This window comes from Agrobacterium sp. ICMP 6402 (assembly GCF_009498615.1).
Lineage (GTDB): Bacteria > Pseudomonadota > Alphaproteobacteria > Rhizobiales > Rhizobiaceae > Agrobacterium > Agrobacterium burrii.
The window spans coordinates 360,087-374,256 of record NZ_QSNV01000002.1 but is presented as its reverse complement, the minus strand read 5'-3'; the positions used below and the strand labels follow the sequence as shown (position 1 = coordinate 374,256).

Genomic DNA, 14,170 nt, shown 5'->3' with positions numbered 1-14,170 from the left:
AAGAAACAGGGTGCACAAGCGCCCTGTTTTTCGTTATCAGAGAGGCACATATTTCCTTTGGACAGGCTCATGCTTTCAAAAACCGCGCGCAAACTCATCGTTCCCATTGGCATGACGCTCGCCGTCAGCCTCGTTCTCAGCGCCTGCGGGCGAAAGGGCGACATTGATCCGCCGAGCACGCCGGTCGAAATGCGCAACAAGCGCAATGCCGACGAAACGGAGACGAAGCCGGTAACGGCGGAACGACCGTTCATCCTCGACAAGCTTCTCTGACGGGTAAAAAGCCGTGAACCATTTTGGCTATATCGACGGCGTGCTGCACGCCGAAAACGTGCCCGTGCCCGAGATCGCCAAGGCGGTCGGCACGCCATTCTATGTCTATTCGACTGCGACGCTGGAGCGCCACTACAAGGTGTTCTCAGGCGCCTTCGCGGATGTGGACGCCATGGTCTGTTACGCCATGAAGGCCAATTCCAACCAGGCGGTGCTGAAGACGCTGGCAAAGCTCGGCGCCGGCATCGACGTGGTCTCCGGCGGTGAATTGCGCCGGGCGCTTGCCGCCGGTGTGCCGGCAAGCCGCATCATGTTTTCCGGCGTCGGCAAGACGGTCGCGGAAATGGACTACGCGCTGGATGCCGGCATTTATTGCTTCAATATCGAATCCGAGCCGGAACTGGAAGTCCTCAACCTGCGCGCCGTCAAAGCCGGCAAGCGAGCGCATGTCTCCTTCCGTATCAATCCGGATGTGGATGCGGGTACCCACGCCAAGATTTCCACCGGCAAGAAGGAAAACAAGTTCGGCATTTCGTATGAGCGGGCGCGGGCGGTTTACGCCCATGCAGCCACTTTGCCCGGCATCCAAGTCACCGGCATCGACATGCATATCGGCAGCCAGATCACCGAATTACAGCCTTTCGAGGATGCCTTCCGGCTGCTGCGCGAACTCGTCGAGGCGCTGCGCGGGGACGGCCATGCGATCAGCCACGTCGATATTGGCGGTGGTCTCGGCATTCCCTATCGCGAGGACAACAATCCGCCGCCGCTGCCGGATGCCTATGCGCATATCGTCAAGAACGAGCTGAAAAGCCTCAACTGCAAGATCATTACCGAACCGGGCCGCCTGATCGTCGGCAATGCCGGCATTCTGGTGACGGAAGTCATCTATGTGAAGGATGGCGGTGACAAGACTTTCGTAATCGTCGATGGCGCGATGAACGATCTTATCCGTCCGACGCTTTACGAAGCCTATCACGGCATTCGCCCGGTGGTGCAGCCGTCCGAGGACGCGCCACGTATCAAGGCCGATATTGTTGGCCCGGTCTGCGAAACCGGCGACTATCTGGCGCTAGACCGTGAAATGGCGGCCCCTGAGCCGGGCGATCTGATCGCCGTCAGCTCTGCCGGGGCCTATGGCGCGGTGCAGGCAGGTACCTACAACTCGCGCCTCTTGGTGCCGGAAGTGCTTGTCAAGGGTGACAAATTCCACGTCATCCGCCCGCGCGGCACCTATGAAGAGCTGATCGCCCTCGATTCCGTGCCGGCCTGGCTCGACTGAACCGGCTTCATATCCGGTTTGGCCGATCACAATTGAGCGAAGCTGCCTAAAAAATGGGGGTGAGGGCCTAGCTGCCCTCGTCTTCGCCACAAACAATGTTATCCTTACCTTTCGTAATCCAAACAGCTCGCCGTTCAGGGAATGGCGCTTGACGTGGCCAGAACCGGGAGAACGGATTGATGACCACAGCCGGTAAGGACAGCACAGGCAGAAAGCGCCCGACCGGCGCATTCGCGCAACGGCCGGACCTTGCCCGCCGGGTTGCGGCCAAGCGCTTCTTCGCGAAAATCGTGCTGTTTTCCGAAAAAATGGCCCCGAAAATGTTGTGGCCGCTGTCCATCGCCGCCGTGTTTCTGGCGCTCGCCTGGTTCGGCCTTTACCGGCACATGCCGGATTTTCTGCGCCTCGGCATCGTTTTTGTTCTGGTCTTCGCTTTCATCGCCACCATCCTGCCGATCCTGCGGCTGAAATGGCCAACCGACAATGACGCCTCCCGTCTGCTGGAAGAACGCAACGGCATGGCGCACCAGCCGGTCGGCGTGCAGGAAGACGAGCCGGCCTTCGATACCCCCTTTTCCCGCACCTTGTGGAAAGAACATCAGATCCGCATGGCGGAGCGTATCGCCGCGCTCAATGCCGGGCTGCCGAAGCCCGATATCGCCCGCTATGACCGTCTGGCGCTGCGCGCCATTCCGGCGCTGCTTCTGGTCACCGCCTTCGGTTTTTCCTACTCCAATGGTGCGGGCACGGTTGCCGATGCCTTCCGCAGTCGGCCAGCCGTCGGTCCACTTAATCCCGATATCCGTCTCGATGCCTGGGTGACGCCGCCCGCCTATACCGGCCGCGCGCCGATTTTCCTGACCGGACGGGACGCGACCAACCGCGATGCAGTTTCCGTGCCGCAATCTTCCAGGCTGACGATCCGTATGACCGGCGGCGATGGCGGTGAGGAAGTGACTTTCGAACCCGAAATGGCCGGCGCGCTGCAAAAGCTTGCGCCAGAAGCTGCGCGCGCCGACAGCGCAAGCGGCGACGTCGCTGTACAGACGCCAGCCCGCTCTGCGGATCAACCCATTGCGCCGCGCACTTTCGCCATGGATGTCACCGAAAGCGGCATGATCAGTGCCAATGGCGAACAATGGGTGTTCAACGTCATTCCCGACCAGTCACCCAGCATCGCCTTCGATAATATGCCGCGCCGCGCCGTCAACGGTGCGCTGGAAGTGGGTTTCACCGCCAAGGATGACTATGGCATCAAGGAAGCCCATGCCATCATCGAGCCGCTTGGCGTTGCCGAGGGGGCAACTGCGCTTTACCCACCGCCGGAATTCAAGCTCGATCTGCCGCGGCAGAATAATCGCGAGATCAAGGGCCTGACCAGCCGCAACCTGACCGAACATCCGATGGCCGGCAAACGCGTACGCATCACGCTGGTGGCGACCGACGGTGCCGGACAGACCGGCCGCAGCCCCGCGCATGAAATGGTGCTGCCGGGCCGCAATTTCTCCGAACCGTTGGCAGCTTCCATTGCGGAACAGCGGCAGATTTTCTCGCTCGATACACGTCAGATGCCGAAGGCGATCGCCTATAATGAGGCGGTGGGCCTGCGCCCGGAAGAGACCATTCCCAACACCACGCACTATCTGCTGCTGCAATCGGCGCAGACCCGCATGCGGCTTGCCTATAATGAGGAAATGCTGAAGGACACGGCCGATTACCTCTGGGAGATCGCGCTCGGCATCGAGGATGGCGATCTTTCGCAGGCGGAAAAGCGCCTGCGCGATGCGCAGACCGCACTGTCCGAAGCGCTACAGCGTAATGCCTCCGACGAGGAAGTGGCCAAGCTGATGCAGGAGCTGCGCGAGGCGATGCAGCAGTTCATGAGCGAGCTTGCGCAGCGCATGCAGAACGCGCCGCAAGCCAACATGAATCAACAGGCGCAGAACGTATTGCGCCAGCGCGATCTGGAAAACATGATGAACCAGATCGAGAACCTTGCCCGTTCCGGCAATCGCGATGCCGCGCAGGAAATGCTCTCGCAGCTGCAGCGCATGATGAACAATCTGCAGGCTGGCCGCCCACAACGTCAGGGCCAGCAGGGACAGCAGCAGAGCAGCAAGATGCGTCAGCAGATCGACAAGCTCGGCGAAATTCTCCAACAGCAGCAGAAGCTGATGGACGAGACCTTCAAGCTCGACCAGGCGCTGCGCGATCGCATGCAGCGCGGCGACCCGCAGGAGGGCGGCGAAGGCGAAGACCCGCAGACGGGCGAAAACGGCCAGCCGCCGCAGCAGGGCCAGCAAGGCGAACAGGGTCAAAATGGTCAGCAGGGCGGACAACAGCCGAGCGACCAGATGACCGCTGAACAGTTGCGCGAGGCGCTGAAAAACCTGCGGGCGCAGCAGGATGCACTCGGCAAGCAGCTCGGCGAATTGCAGCAGGGCCTTCGCGATCTTGGCATGGAACCGGGCGAAAACTTCGGCAAGGCGCAGCAGGAAATGCAGGGCGCCGGCGAGGCGCTGGGCAAGAGCCAGGGCGAACAGGCGGTCGAAGGTCAGGGCAATGCGCTGAACGCGCTGCGCCAGGGCGCGCAGGACATGATGGGCCAGATCATGCAGGCCATGCGCCAGCAGGGCCAACAGCCCGGACAGGGGCAGGAAGGCATGGCGGGCCAGGGCGGACAGAACGGCCGCGACCCGCTTGGACGCCCCCGCAGTACCACCGGCCCGGATTTCGGCGATCAGGTGAAAGTGCCTGATGAGATCGACGTGCAGCGCGCCCGCGAAATTCTCGAAGCGATCCGTGAAAAGCTCGGTAACAACCCGCCCGGTGAAATCGAGCGGCGTTATCTGGAACGGTTGCTGGATATTCGATGACGGTTGGCGGCGACCCGACCCGTCATTTTAGCCGCATCGCTTTTTTACCTGGACCCCTCAGCAATGTCATGAGGCGGGCCACAAGCCAGCTAAACATTCGACGTCATCCTCGGCCTTGTGCCGAGGATCTGCCAACTCTTCGTAGAATCGATACGTCGCAGATGCTCGGGACAGGCCCGAGCATGACGGAGGAGAGAGTTGACAACTCCTCAACAAAAAAGGGCGGTTCCACAACCGCCCTTTTCCAAATCTCTGCAATCCTGTCGTTCAGGCAGCCAGCGCCCGCGCAACAGCCTTGCGAATATCCGGCAGCGCAAAGGGCTTGGAAACCACGTCCACAATCTTCGTCGCCAGATCATCAGCGCGTTCGCGCTGTTCGGCATAACCGGTCATCAGCAGGATGCGCATGGCCGGGAAGCGTTCGGCGGCGCGGTGCGCCAGCTCGATGCCATCCATGACCGGCATGCGGATATCCGAAAGAAGAAGATCGAAACTGGTCTCCTGAAGCTTCTCCAGCCCCTGCTCGCCGTCAGCCGCCTCATGGGTCTCGTGACCGTCGAGACGCAGCGCGCGGGCGACAAAAGCCCGCAATGCATCCTCGTCTTCGGTAATCAGAATTTTCGCCATTAATCATTGCTCCTGGGCATCATTTCCAGCCATGAGCAACATCGCAGGCTCCTCTTTTCAAGAGGTAAACACCCAGACCTTCGCTGGGTGAATGGTTAATGAGGCGTCTCCGTCCTGTGCCGTTCCGGCACGACGAAAAGCTCAGGCGTCGCCGGTCACGACGCCGACGAAGGGCAATTCGCGGAAGGCATAAGCGACATCCATGCCGTAACCCACGACGAAATAGTCAGGACATTCAAAGCCGACATAATCGGCCTCCAGATCTTCCTTGCGCTTGACCTTCTTGTCGAGCAGCACGGCAATGGTGACGTTGCGCGCGCCACGCTCGAAAAGCAGTTCCTTGGCGAAACGCAGTGTGCGGCCGGATTCGAGAATATCGTCGATCAGAAGCACATCGCGGTCCTTCACGTCGCTGTCGATATCCTTGACGATCCGCACCCCTTGCGAGACCGTGCCGGCGCCATAGCTCGACAGCGTGATGAATTCGACTTCGGGAGCAAGACCACTATCATGCAGAGCGCGGATAAGATCGGCCGCGAAAATAAACGATCCCTTGAGCACGGCGATGACCAGCAAATCCTTGGTCGGACCACCGGCAATGTGCTTGGCCATATCGCGATTGCGCTCGGCGATCTGCTCGGCGGTGTAAAGCGGCTCGATGTTTTTTCCACGGACGACGGGCATTCTTTCTCCTGTGCTGCGCCTTGCCGATTTTACCTTTCAGTAAAAATACGAAGATCACGCGTTAGCACAGTCAACGTCCGGACGCACCCGCCTCGACGAAGGAAAGCTTGATGTCAGGCGTTTTTCCACCGGGATGGCGCAACTTTGCAGAAAATCCGTGGCTGAAACCGGGCTGCATCTCTCTCACCGGCGGCTCGATGACCATGCTGGCCACCAGTTGCCCCTTGGCAACGAAGAGATCGGCGCGAAGTGCCGGCACCTCTTCGAGGGCAGTGCCGTTATTTTCCACAATGCCGCTGATAAGCAGGATATCCATGCCGCCCGCCTCCTGCGGCGTAACGGTCACATGGGAAATGGCAAGCGGGTTTGCCGTGGCAACGGCCTGCTTTTCCGGCACGACCACCGACAGGCCACCCGAGCAGACGAAAACAAAAATGGCGAGACCCGCAACCAGCGCCGAATAGGCATCCGCCGACAGGCGCGACAATCTGCGATCCAGCCAGCCGATAAAGGCAAGGCCAAGCGTACCGATGGTGACGGGCGGTTTTGCCATCTGCCGGCGTGCCGCGCCGCGATTGTCGTTTCCGGGCTGACGCGCACGGTTTTCCTTGATGGTGACAAATTCCGCGTCTACCACGTCGTGGCCCGGATTTGCCGTCCGCGTTGTCCGGCGCGCCGGGGTTTCCGGCATCAGGAGGTCGAAATCGAATGCCGCTTGCCGGCGAGATGAACGGAACATAGCCATAGAATTCCTTGGGTGAGGTTTTCCGGCCCGCAAAACTGGGCATTGCAACGAATCCTGCCAAGTTTTAAATTTAATTGGTTAATGCTTCGCAAAAACGCCTCGCGCAGGCCACCGGAACCGGGTTAAACCGTGACATCCGGGCCTTACGCGCCAGCGGTTCGCGAACCACCACAAAACGAAGAGACTGGAAGTCCTTTGATCCATTTCGAAAATGTCGGGTTGCGTTACGGCATGGGACCCGAGATCCTGAGAGACATGACCTTCGACATTCCCAAGGGGTCGTTCCAGTTTCTGACCGGCCCTTCGGGTGCGGGCAAGACCTCGCTGCTGCGCATGCTGTTGATGTCGCTGCAGCCCACCCGCGGCCATATCCGCATGTTCAACCGCGATGTGTCGCGTATTCCACGCAGCGAGTTGCCGATGCTGCGCCGCCGTGTCGGCATCGTCTTTCAGGATTTTCGCCTGCTCGATCATCTGACGACCTATGAGAATGTCGCCCTGCCGCTGCGCGTGCGCGGCAAGGAAGAAAGCGCATACCGCAACGACGTGATCGAGCTTCTGAAATGGGTTGGGCTTGGCGAGCGCATCAACGTGCTGCCGGCCATCCTGTCCGGTGGCGAAAAGCAGCGCGCCGCCATTGCCCGCGCCCTGATGGACCAGCCGGAAATTCTGCTGGCCGACGAGCCGACCGGTAACGTCGATCCGCCCATGGCCAAACGCCTTCTCAACCTCTTCCTTGAACTCAACCGGCTGGGTACGGCTGTCGTCATCGCAACCCATGATTTCGCGCTGATGGACCAGATCGACGCGCGCCGGATGATCCTGACCGAAGGGCGGCTCGACATCTATGAATGAGATCGCCCGCAAACAATTGACGCCAGAAGCGGCCCAGCCGAAGCGCCCGCCCATGCGCATCCGCCCCATGGCACCCATCCTGCCGCCGTCGAACATTCAGGGCAATGCGCTGATGGTGGTGATCGCCATCATGGCGTTTCTCGCCTGCCTGACACTCGGCGCCGTCTCCATGGTGCGCGCCACCGCCGCCACCTGGCAGAGCCAGATTTCCCGCGAGATCACCATCCAGATCAAGCCCGAGGACGGGCTGGACATGAATGCGGCGCTCACCAAGGCGCGCAATCTGGCGCTTACCTTCGTCGGCACGCGGGATGGCACGATCCTCGACGACGCAGCCACTGCGCGCCTGCTCGAACCATGGCTCGGAAGCGGTCTCGATCTTTCCGAGCTGCCCATACCGCGCCTCGTCGTCATCACCATCGACGAAAACAACCCACCCGATTTTCAGGCAATGCGGGACATGCTGAAGGCCGAGTTGCCGCAGGCGTTTCTGGACGACCACCGCACATGGGTGGACAGGCTGGTCTCCATGGCCAGAACCACGGTCATGATCGGCCTCGGCGTTCTGATCCTCGTTTTCACCGCCATGGTGTTGACGGTGGTGTTTGCGACGCGTGGAGCGCTTTCCGGCAACCGGCATATCGTCGAGGTGCTGCATTTCGTGGGGGCGGAAAGCAGCTTTGTGGCGCGGGAGTTCCAGAAACACTTCCTGAAGATCAGCCTTAAGGGAGCGGCGGCAGGCGGCGCCCTTGCCGCAGCGGTTTTCCTGGCTGCCGGTTTCTGGCAATCGAGCACGGTCGCCACGCCGCAGAGCGATCAGGCAAGCGCGCTTTTCGGTTCCTTTTCCGTTGGTCTCGGCGGCTATATCGGCATCGCCACAACGATGATCGTCATCGCGCTTCTCACCACCATCACGGCGCGCGTGACCGTCATCCGAACCATCGACGATATCGACCGCGTCCGCTCCGATCCGTCGAAAAGTGACGGCCTCACATCGTGACCTTACGCCCCAAATCCCGTTGCAAACTGAAACGGTCACAAGCCGGATGTAACCTGCGGACGGTAGACAAAAATGCCTGTTCCTTGCCTTAATCGGCGAGTATTCAGGAGGAATGTTTGTGAGTCGAACAGACCAGGATCAGACGGCGACGCGACCGGCCAGAAAGGGCCTGTTGTCGCGGCGGGGTCCGTTGCGCCGTTTTATTCGCGGTATCATCCTGATTTGCGTCATTCTTTTCGGCATTTTTTTAGGTGGCTTCCTGTGGTTCGCCGATTCCGTCGCCTCCATGCGCCCGCCGGAGGGCACGAAGGGCGATGCCATCATCGTTCTGACCGGCGGCTATCAACGCATCGAACAGGCGGTCGGCCTGCTACGTGATGGCGTGGGCAAACGTTTGCTGATTTCCGGCGTCAACCCCGCCACCACCCGCACGCAGATCCGCAAGATGACGCAAGGCTCATCCGACATGTTTTCCTGCTGCGTGGATATGGGTTACAAGGCCATGGACACGATCGGCAATGCCAACGAAGCGGCAAGCTGGATACGCGATCACAACTATTCCTCGATCGTCGTCGTCACCAATAATTATCATATGCACCGCAGCCTGCATGAATTACGCAGCGCCAGCCCGCAGACGCGATTTATCGCCTATCCCGTCATCAGCGCCGATCTCGCCCGCACGAACTGGTTCGTGGAGCCGGATGTGGTCAGAACCATGCTCTACGAGTATTTAAAGTTCGTGGCGGCAGCTGGACGCGACCTGACCGGCTTCGGCAAGGGCGATGGTCTGCGCAAGGCCGCCGCCGATCATTCCATGCCGAAGGTGGCGACCGCTTCTCCATGAACGGCAAGAAACGCGCTTGCTGCGGGACCTTGTTTTCGTGTAGGCGTCTGGCATCGGCATCCGGCATCGAGACCATCAGAGCTTCGGAACGGCTGCGCCCCGGGAAGGTTGTTGATGCTCAAGCTGCGCTCTTTTCTTTTCAATACGCTGTTTTATCTCAACCTGATTGTCCGCATGATCGTGCTGACGCCGATCTATTTCATCCTGCCGCGCAAAATCGCCTTCGAAATTCCCAAGAACTGGGCGCGGTCCAACCATTGGCTGATGAAAACCATCGTCGGCACCACCTTCGAGATCGAAGGGCTGGAGAACATCCCGGAAACCGGCTGCATTTTCGCGCCCAAGCATCAATCCTTCTGGGATACCTATGCACTGCTGCCCAATCTGCCGGACCCCGTCTACATTCTGAAACGGGAATTGATGTGGATTCCGCTGTTCGGCTGGTATGTGATGAAACAGCGCATGATCCCGGTCAACCGCGCCGCGCGTGGCAAGGTCATGCTGAAGGTGATGGAGCGGGCGAAAGAAGAAATGGCGGCGGGCCGCGAACTCATCATCTACCCCGAAGGCACACGCCGTCCGCCCGGCGCCGAGCCAGAGTACCGTTACGGTATCGCCCGGCTCTACCGCGATCTGCAGGTGCCGGTCATTCCCGTCGCCATGCATCCCGGCCTCTTCTGGCCACGCCGTTCGACCATGCGTTATCCCGGCCATTTCAAGGTGCGTATCCTGCCGGCCATCGAGCCGGGTCTGGACCCCGACGTTTTTTTCAAGCGATTGATCGAGGTGACGGAAAAAGCGAGCGACGAGTTGCTGCTGGAAACCGCGCGCAACAATCCGCATCTGCCGCTGCCTCCAACTGCCATCAAGCGCATCGCCGAACTTCAGGGCACGGAAACGACCTCCGCCGACTAAACCGCAAGCGCGCCGACATTGGCGGCGATGCTTTCCAGCAGAGAGTCGCGGATGCCCATATCCTGCAGATGCTGAACGGTATTGAAAACGTAGTCGGTATTGGGACCCGAGCGGCCCGATGCGGCGGCAATGATCGTGGCCGCCTCTGCGACCCCCAGCCCGCCGATATATTGCTCATGCGCGGGATCGGCCACATAGGTCACGGCATTGCCGCGCCGTCCGTCGGAAAGAGCGATGGCGACGACACGCTCCTTGTAGACATTCGTTACCAGCTCGCGCTCACGCAGGTAAGCCATCACCGGCTCGTGGTCCTTCGCCTCGACCCGGAAGGCGACACCAAGGCAGGAGCCGCCACGCTCCAGACCCAGCACGAGACCGGGCTTTTCCGTAGTGCCTCTGTAAAAATTGGAACTGATGCAGAGCGAGCGACGATAACCGTGCAACCGCGCCTGCTGCCTTTCCGCGAAGGCAAAGCCGGGGTTCCACATCAACGAACCGTAGCCAAAGACCCAAAAATCGTCCATATCCCAAGCCAAATCTAAATTCCCTGAAGTCTGTTCATCGGAGATCAATATGGCAGCGTCAAGCCAATCCGGCACCGCCAAAAAATTCCTCTGGCTTGCCATCGCCATCCTTGTGGTCATCGGACTTTATACGGCCGGATGGTTTTATGCCGCCGACAGGCTGAAACAGACGGTACTGAACGTCATTTCGCCCTCGCAGGCGAGGAATGTCAGCGGCGAATGCGGCGATATCGCCTTCCGCGGTTATCCCTTCCGCATCGGCCTTTTCTGCTCCAAAGTGACCGTGGACGACAGCGGCAACGGCGTTTCAGCGTCTTTCGGCGAACTTCGCTCAGCGGCACAGGTCTATAATCCCGGCCATATTGTCTGGGAACTCGATTCGCCGGCGGAAATCCGATCCGCCCATGGCCTGACCGTTTCAGCCTCCTGGCAGAACATGCAGTCGAGCATCGTCACCAAGCTGAAGGGCATCGACCGCACCTCACTGGTGATCGACGGTCTCAAGGCGCAGGCGGTTTCCTCCGTCACCGGCCAGACGATCGATTTCGATGCCGCCAAGACGGAAATGCACCTGCGCCAGAACGGCGCCGATCTTGATGGCGCAATCACGCTGACCGACTCGGCAACCGTCATCAAGGATTGGCCGCAGGTTCTTCCCCGCCTCGATGCCATCATCGATGTGACGCTCGCGGGTAAGGCGGGCATGGTGGACGGCAGCGACACGTCAGGCCTTTATGGCACAAGCGGCGAGCTTCGTCGGCTGTTGGCCGATATTGGCGACGGCCGCACCATGCGCATCAGCGGCCCCTTCTCCTTCGACAATGAAGGCTATCTATCCGGTCAGTTCAAGCTGGAGATCGAAAAGCTCGGCGCATGGTCGGACAATGCCAAGCAGGCGTTTCCACAGCTGCAATCCACCATCGATACGGCCCGCAAACTGCTCGGCGCGCTCGCCGGCGGCGGAGACAGGGCATCGGTCGATCTCGTGGTGGACCGCGGCCGTGCCACCGTCAGCGGCTTCATCCCGCTGGGCAAGATACCGCCGATTTAACAGAGAGGTTTTGTGAAAAATACCTCAGCGGCATCCTGAATCTCCGCAAAGTTCAGGATGCCCGCTTCTTGATATCCATTGTGACGATGCCACCTCTGTGGTTCCTCTTCATCCTGCTGGCTCGAGGTCATCACCAGAGATGCCCCTTGCTGACGCATTTGAGTTTCCCAAAAACCCGTAAGCGCTGCGCCGACTCCATGCCGGCGAAATTCAGGAATGACGCGGATCATGTCCATATAGGGAATCTTTCCCCAGAACATTGAGAAGCGCAGAAAGCCGACTAAAACCAAATCTTTTTTTGCGACGAGATATTCGCGGTGTCCAACGCACCGCCGCAACCAAGCCTCATCAATCCATTTGTCTTCACGCAGGAGCCAATCGATATCGCCATCCATCGCTGCCGATATCGATATCATGCCAGCCACCTATTTCTTCTGGTCCAGCGCATGACGCCCGAAGTCGGGCGTATCAACGTCCTGACCAGCCTCAATGATGGAGCGGCGGATGGAGCGTGTGCGGGAGAACAACTCAAACAACTTGTCGCCCTCGCCCCAGCGGATCGCTCTTTGCAGCGACGCAAGGTCCTCGGAAAACCGCGCCAGCATTTCGAGAATGGCATCCTTGTTGTGCAGGCAGACGTCACGCCACATGGTCGGATCGGAGGCGGCGAGACGGGTGAAGTCACGGAAGCCGGAAGCGGAATATTTGATGACTTCCGATTCGGTCACCGTCTCCAGATCGTCCGCCGTGCCGACGATATTGTAGGCGATGATATGCGGCAGATGCGAGACGATCGCCAGAACCTTGTCGTGATGTTCGGCATCCATTTCATCGACGCGCGAGCCTAGCGCCCGCCAGAAATCCTTCAGCTTTTCCAGCACCTCGTCGTCCGTGCCCGGCAGCGGCGTGAAGATGCACCAGCGCTCGCGGAACAAACCGGCAAAACCGGCATCCGGGCCGGATTTTTCCGTGCCCGCCAGCGGATGGCCGGGAATGAAATGCACATTTTCAGGCATATGCGGCGCCATCTGGGCGATAACCGAGGCCTTGGTGGAGCCGACATCGGTGACGATGGCGCCCGGTTTCAGATGCGGCGCAATCTGCTGCGCCACACTTTCCGACGCGCCGACCGGCACCGAAACAATGACGAGATCGGCATCCTTCACCGCTTCCGCCGCCGAGACGGAATAGTCCGTGCCAAGCGCCAGTTCCTCCGCCCGTTTCAGCGTGTCTTCGCTGCGGGTGGAAATCGTCACATTGCGGGCAAGCCCCAGTTCGCGGATGTCGCGGGCAATCGACGAGCCGATCAGGCCGATGCCGATCAGCGCGATGCGTTCAAACATGATCTCGCCCATTATGCCTGCCCCATGAACTCGGTAAGTGCGGCGATAACGCCGAGATTGGCTTCTTCCGAGCCGACGGTCATTCTCAGCGCATTCGGGAAACCGTAACCGCGCACTGCACGCAGGATGTAACCGCGTCGGCTCAGGAACTCATCCGCATCCGTTGCCCGCCTGCCATCCTGATCGGGGAAATGGATCAGGATGAAATTGGCAACAGACGGCGTGATTTCGAGGCCGAGACCGATGAAGGCGGTCGTGAGCTTTTCCATCCACAGCGCATTATGCGCCACGGCCTGTTCGACAAAGCCCTGATCGCGGATTGCAGCGGCACCGGCAGCGATGGCCGGCGCGCTCATGTTGAACGGGCCGCGAACGCGGTTCAACGCATCGATGACGGCGGCCGGACCATACATCCAGCCGACGCGCAGCGCGGCCAGACCATAGACCTTGGAGAAGGTGCGGGTCATCACCACGTTGCGGTTGCCGGATACCAGCTCAAGCCCCGCTTCGTAATCATTCCTGCGCACATATTCGGCGTAAGCCGCATCCAGCACCAGCACGACATGTTTCGGCAGACCGGCCTGCAGGCGGCGGATTTCCGCGACGGGAACATAGGTGCCGGTGGGGTTGCCCGGATTGGCGATGAAAACCATCTTCGTCCTCGGCGTGACGGCGGCAAGCACGGCGTCCACATCCACCGCGCAGTCCCTCTCCTTCACCGTCACCGGCGTCGCGCCCGCACCCATGATCTGGATCTTGTAGACGAGGAAACCATGCTCGGTGATGATCGCCTCATCGCCCGCACCCAAATAGACATGGCAAAGCAGGCCCAGAAGCTCATCCGAGCCATTGCCGCACATGATGTTCGCGATGTTGAGGCCGTGAACGTCGGCAATCGCCTGACGCAACGCTATCGCCTGACCGTCGGGATAGATTTCCAGATGGCTGGCGGCCGCACCGAAAGCTTCAATCGCCTTCGGGCTTGGCCCGAGCGGCGTTTCATTGGAGGAGAGCTTATAAACCTTCGCAACGCCATCCACATGTTCCTTACCCGGAACATAAGCGGCGATATCCAGAATACCCGGACGCGGAACAGGTTGGTTAAGCTCTGCACTCATTTGATCGACCTTTGGAAAAACGCCGGAGAACCC

15 protein-coding genes are annotated in these 14,170 nt (G+C 59.9%); 8 read left to right on the top strand and 7 right to left on the bottom strand.

Features of this window, described 5'->3' with window-relative positions; genetic code table 11:
- The first annotated feature begins 69 nt into the window (after positions 1–69).
- The 3 genes from DXT96_RS26940 to DXT96_RS09905 all read left to right on the top strand — a co-directional run bounded on the left by DXT96_RS26940 (position 70) and on the right by DXT96_RS09905 (position 4,431).
- Positions 70–273 (top strand): lipoprotein, encoded by a 204-nt coding sequence (locus DXT96_RS26940; protein ID WP_194287615.1) that lies wholly within the window; start codon positions 70–72, stop codon positions 271–273.
- A 13-nt stretch (positions 274–286) separates the two neighbouring features.
- The gene (gene lysA, locus DXT96_RS09910) at positions 287–1,555 is read left to right on the top strand and encodes a diaminopimelate decarboxylase (protein ID WP_371418827.1); all 1,269 of its coding nucleotides are present in this window, start codon (positions 287–289) and stop codon (positions 1,553–1,555) included.
- 179 nt (positions 1,556–1,734) lie between these two features.
- Positions 1,735–4,431, top strand: coding sequence for a TIGR02302 family protein (locus tag DXT96_RS09905; RefSeq protein WP_153514477.1), 2,697 nt, complete (start codon positions 1,735–1,737; stop codon positions 4,429–4,431).
- 267 nt (positions 4,432–4,698) lie between these two features.
- Here DXT96_RS09905 and DXT96_RS09900 read toward each other — a convergent pair whose 3' ends face one another.
- The 3 genes from DXT96_RS09900 to DXT96_RS09890 all read right to left on the bottom strand — a co-directional run bounded on the left by DXT96_RS09900 (position 4,699) and on the right by DXT96_RS09890 (position 6,481).
- Positions 4,699–5,058, bottom strand: coding sequence for a response regulator (locus tag DXT96_RS09900; RefSeq protein WP_046799828.1), 360 nt, complete (start codon positions 5,056–5,058; stop codon positions 4,699–4,701).
- A 141-nt stretch (positions 5,059–5,199) separates the two neighbouring features.
- A complete protein-coding gene (gene hpt, locus DXT96_RS09895; RefSeq protein WP_080813768.1) occupies positions 5,200–5,742 on the bottom strand; it encodes a hypoxanthine phosphoribosyltransferase in 543 nt (180 codons plus the stop codon).
- A gap of 70 nt (positions 5,743–5,812) precedes the next feature.
- Complete coding sequence (locus DXT96_RS09890; protein ID WP_153514476.1) at positions 5,813–6,481, bottom strand: hypothetical protein; 669 nt, start codon at positions 6,479–6,481, stop codon at positions 5,813–5,815.
- A gap of 201 nt (positions 6,482–6,682) precedes the next feature.
- On the opposite strand from DXT96_RS09890, the gene ftsE reads away from it, so the two are divergent.
- From ftsE to DXT96_RS09870, 4 genes are all read left to right on the top strand, one after another.
- Positions 6,683–7,342 (top strand): cell division ATP-binding protein FtsE, encoded by a 660-nt coding sequence (gene ftsE, locus DXT96_RS09885; RefSeq protein ID WP_006310381.1) that lies wholly within the window; start codon positions 6,683–6,685, stop codon positions 7,340–7,342.
- The gene (locus DXT96_RS09880; RefSeq protein ID WP_153514475.1) at positions 7,335–8,342 is read left to right on the top strand and encodes an ABC transporter permease; all 1,008 of its coding nucleotides are present in this window, start codon (positions 7,335–7,337) and stop codon (positions 8,340–8,342) included. The genes ftsE and DXT96_RS09880 overlap by 8 nt, the downstream gene beginning before the upstream one ends.
- A gap of 112 nt (positions 8,343–8,454) precedes the next feature.
- Positions 8,455–9,186 (top strand): YdcF family protein, encoded by a 732-nt coding sequence (locus DXT96_RS09875; RefSeq protein WP_153514474.1) that lies wholly within the window; start codon positions 8,455–8,457, stop codon positions 9,184–9,186.
- 114 nt (positions 9,187–9,300) lie between these two features.
- On the top strand, positions 9,301–10,101 hold the full coding sequence (locus tag DXT96_RS09870) for a 1-acyl-sn-glycerol-3-phosphate acyltransferase (protein WP_149899442.1): 801 nt from the start codon (positions 9,301–9,303) through the stop codon (positions 10,099–10,101).
- Here the strand turns inward: DXT96_RS09870 and DXT96_RS09865 are convergent.
- Positions 10,098–10,625: a gamma-glutamylcyclotransferase gene (locus tag DXT96_RS09865; protein ID WP_153514473.1), complete on the bottom strand. Its 528-nt coding sequence runs from the start codon at positions 10,623–10,625 to the stop codon at positions 10,098–10,100. The genes DXT96_RS09870 and DXT96_RS09865 overlap by 4 nt on opposite strands.
- 49 nt (positions 10,626–10,674) lie before the next feature.
- On the opposite strand from DXT96_RS09865, the gene DXT96_RS09860 reads away from it, so the two are divergent.
- On the top strand, positions 10,675–11,676 hold the full coding sequence (locus tag DXT96_RS09860) for a DUF2125 domain-containing protein (RefSeq protein WP_153514472.1): 1,002 nt from the start codon (positions 10,675–10,677) through the stop codon (positions 11,674–11,676).
- Here the strand turns inward: DXT96_RS09860 and DXT96_RS09855 are convergent.
- From DXT96_RS09855 to hisC, 3 genes are read right to left on the bottom strand one after another with little or no spacing between them, the layout of a single operon-like run.
- Positions 11,673–12,092 (bottom strand): GNAT family N-acetyltransferase, encoded by a 420-nt coding sequence (locus DXT96_RS09855; protein ID WP_153514828.1) that lies wholly within the window; start codon positions 12,090–12,092, stop codon positions 11,673–11,675. The genes DXT96_RS09860 and DXT96_RS09855 overlap by 4 nt on opposite strands.
- 9 nt (positions 12,093–12,101) lie before the next feature.
- Positions 12,102–13,031: a prephenate/arogenate dehydrogenase family protein gene (locus tag DXT96_RS09850; RefSeq protein ID WP_153514471.1), complete on the bottom strand. Its 930-nt coding sequence runs from the start codon at positions 13,029–13,031 to the stop codon at positions 12,102–12,104.
- Positions 13,031–14,137: a histidinol-phosphate transaminase gene (gene hisC, locus DXT96_RS09845; protein ID WP_153514470.1), complete on the bottom strand. Its 1,107-nt coding sequence runs from the start codon at positions 14,135–14,137 to the stop codon at positions 13,031–13,033. Before hisC ends, DXT96_RS09850 begins: the two co-directional genes overlap by 1 nt.
- Positions 14,138–14,170 lie beyond the last annotated feature (33 nt).

Bases quoted from the DNA above. Each gene is read 5' to 3' on its own strand.
- DXT96_RS26940 (WP_194287615.1), top strand. From the start codon at position 70: ATGCTTTCAAAAACCGCGCGCAAACTCATCGTTCCCATTGGCATGACG.
- DXT96_RS09905 (WP_153514477.1), top strand. From the start codon at position 1,735: ATGACCACAGCCGGTAAGGACAGCACAGGCAGAAAGCGCCCGACCGGC.
- DXT96_RS09900 (WP_046799828.1), bottom strand. From the start codon at position 5,058: ATGGCGAAAATTCTGATTACCGAAGACGAGGATGCATTGCGGGCTTTT.
- hpt (WP_080813768.1), bottom strand. From the start codon at position 5,742: ATGCCCGTCGTCCGTGGAAAAAACATCGAGCCGCTTTACACCGCCGAG.
- DXT96_RS09890 (WP_153514476.1), bottom strand. From the start codon at position 6,481: ATGTTCCGTTCATCTCGCCGGCAAGCGGCATTCGATTTCGACCTCCTG.
- DXT96_RS09880 (WP_153514475.1), top strand. From the start codon at position 7,335: ATGAATGAGATCGCCCGCAAACAATTGACGCCAGAAGCGGCCCAGCCG.
- DXT96_RS09875 (WP_153514474.1), top strand. From the start codon at position 8,455: ATGTTTGTGAGTCGAACAGACCAGGATCAGACGGCGACGCGACCGGCC.
- DXT96_RS09870 (WP_149899442.1), top strand. From the start codon at position 9,301: ATGCTCAAGCTGCGCTCTTTTCTTTTCAATACGCTGTTTTATCTCAAC.
- DXT96_RS09865 (WP_153514473.1), bottom strand. From the start codon at position 10,625: ATGGACGATTTTTGGGTCTTTGGCTACGGTTCGTTGATGTGGAACCCC.
- DXT96_RS09860 (WP_153514472.1), top strand. From the start codon at position 10,675: ATGGCAGCGTCAAGCCAATCCGGCACCGCCAAAAAATTCCTCTGGCTT.
- DXT96_RS09855 (WP_153514828.1), bottom strand. From the start codon at position 12,092: ATGATATCGATATCGGCAGCGATGGATGGCGATATCGATTGGCTCCTG.
- DXT96_RS09850 (WP_153514471.1), bottom strand. From the start codon at position 13,031: ATGGGCGAGATCATGTTTGAACGCATCGCGCTGATCGGCATCGGCCTG.
- hisC (WP_153514470.1), bottom strand. From the start codon at position 14,137: ATGAGTGCAGAGCTTAACCAACCTGTTCCGCGTCCGGGTATTCTGGAT.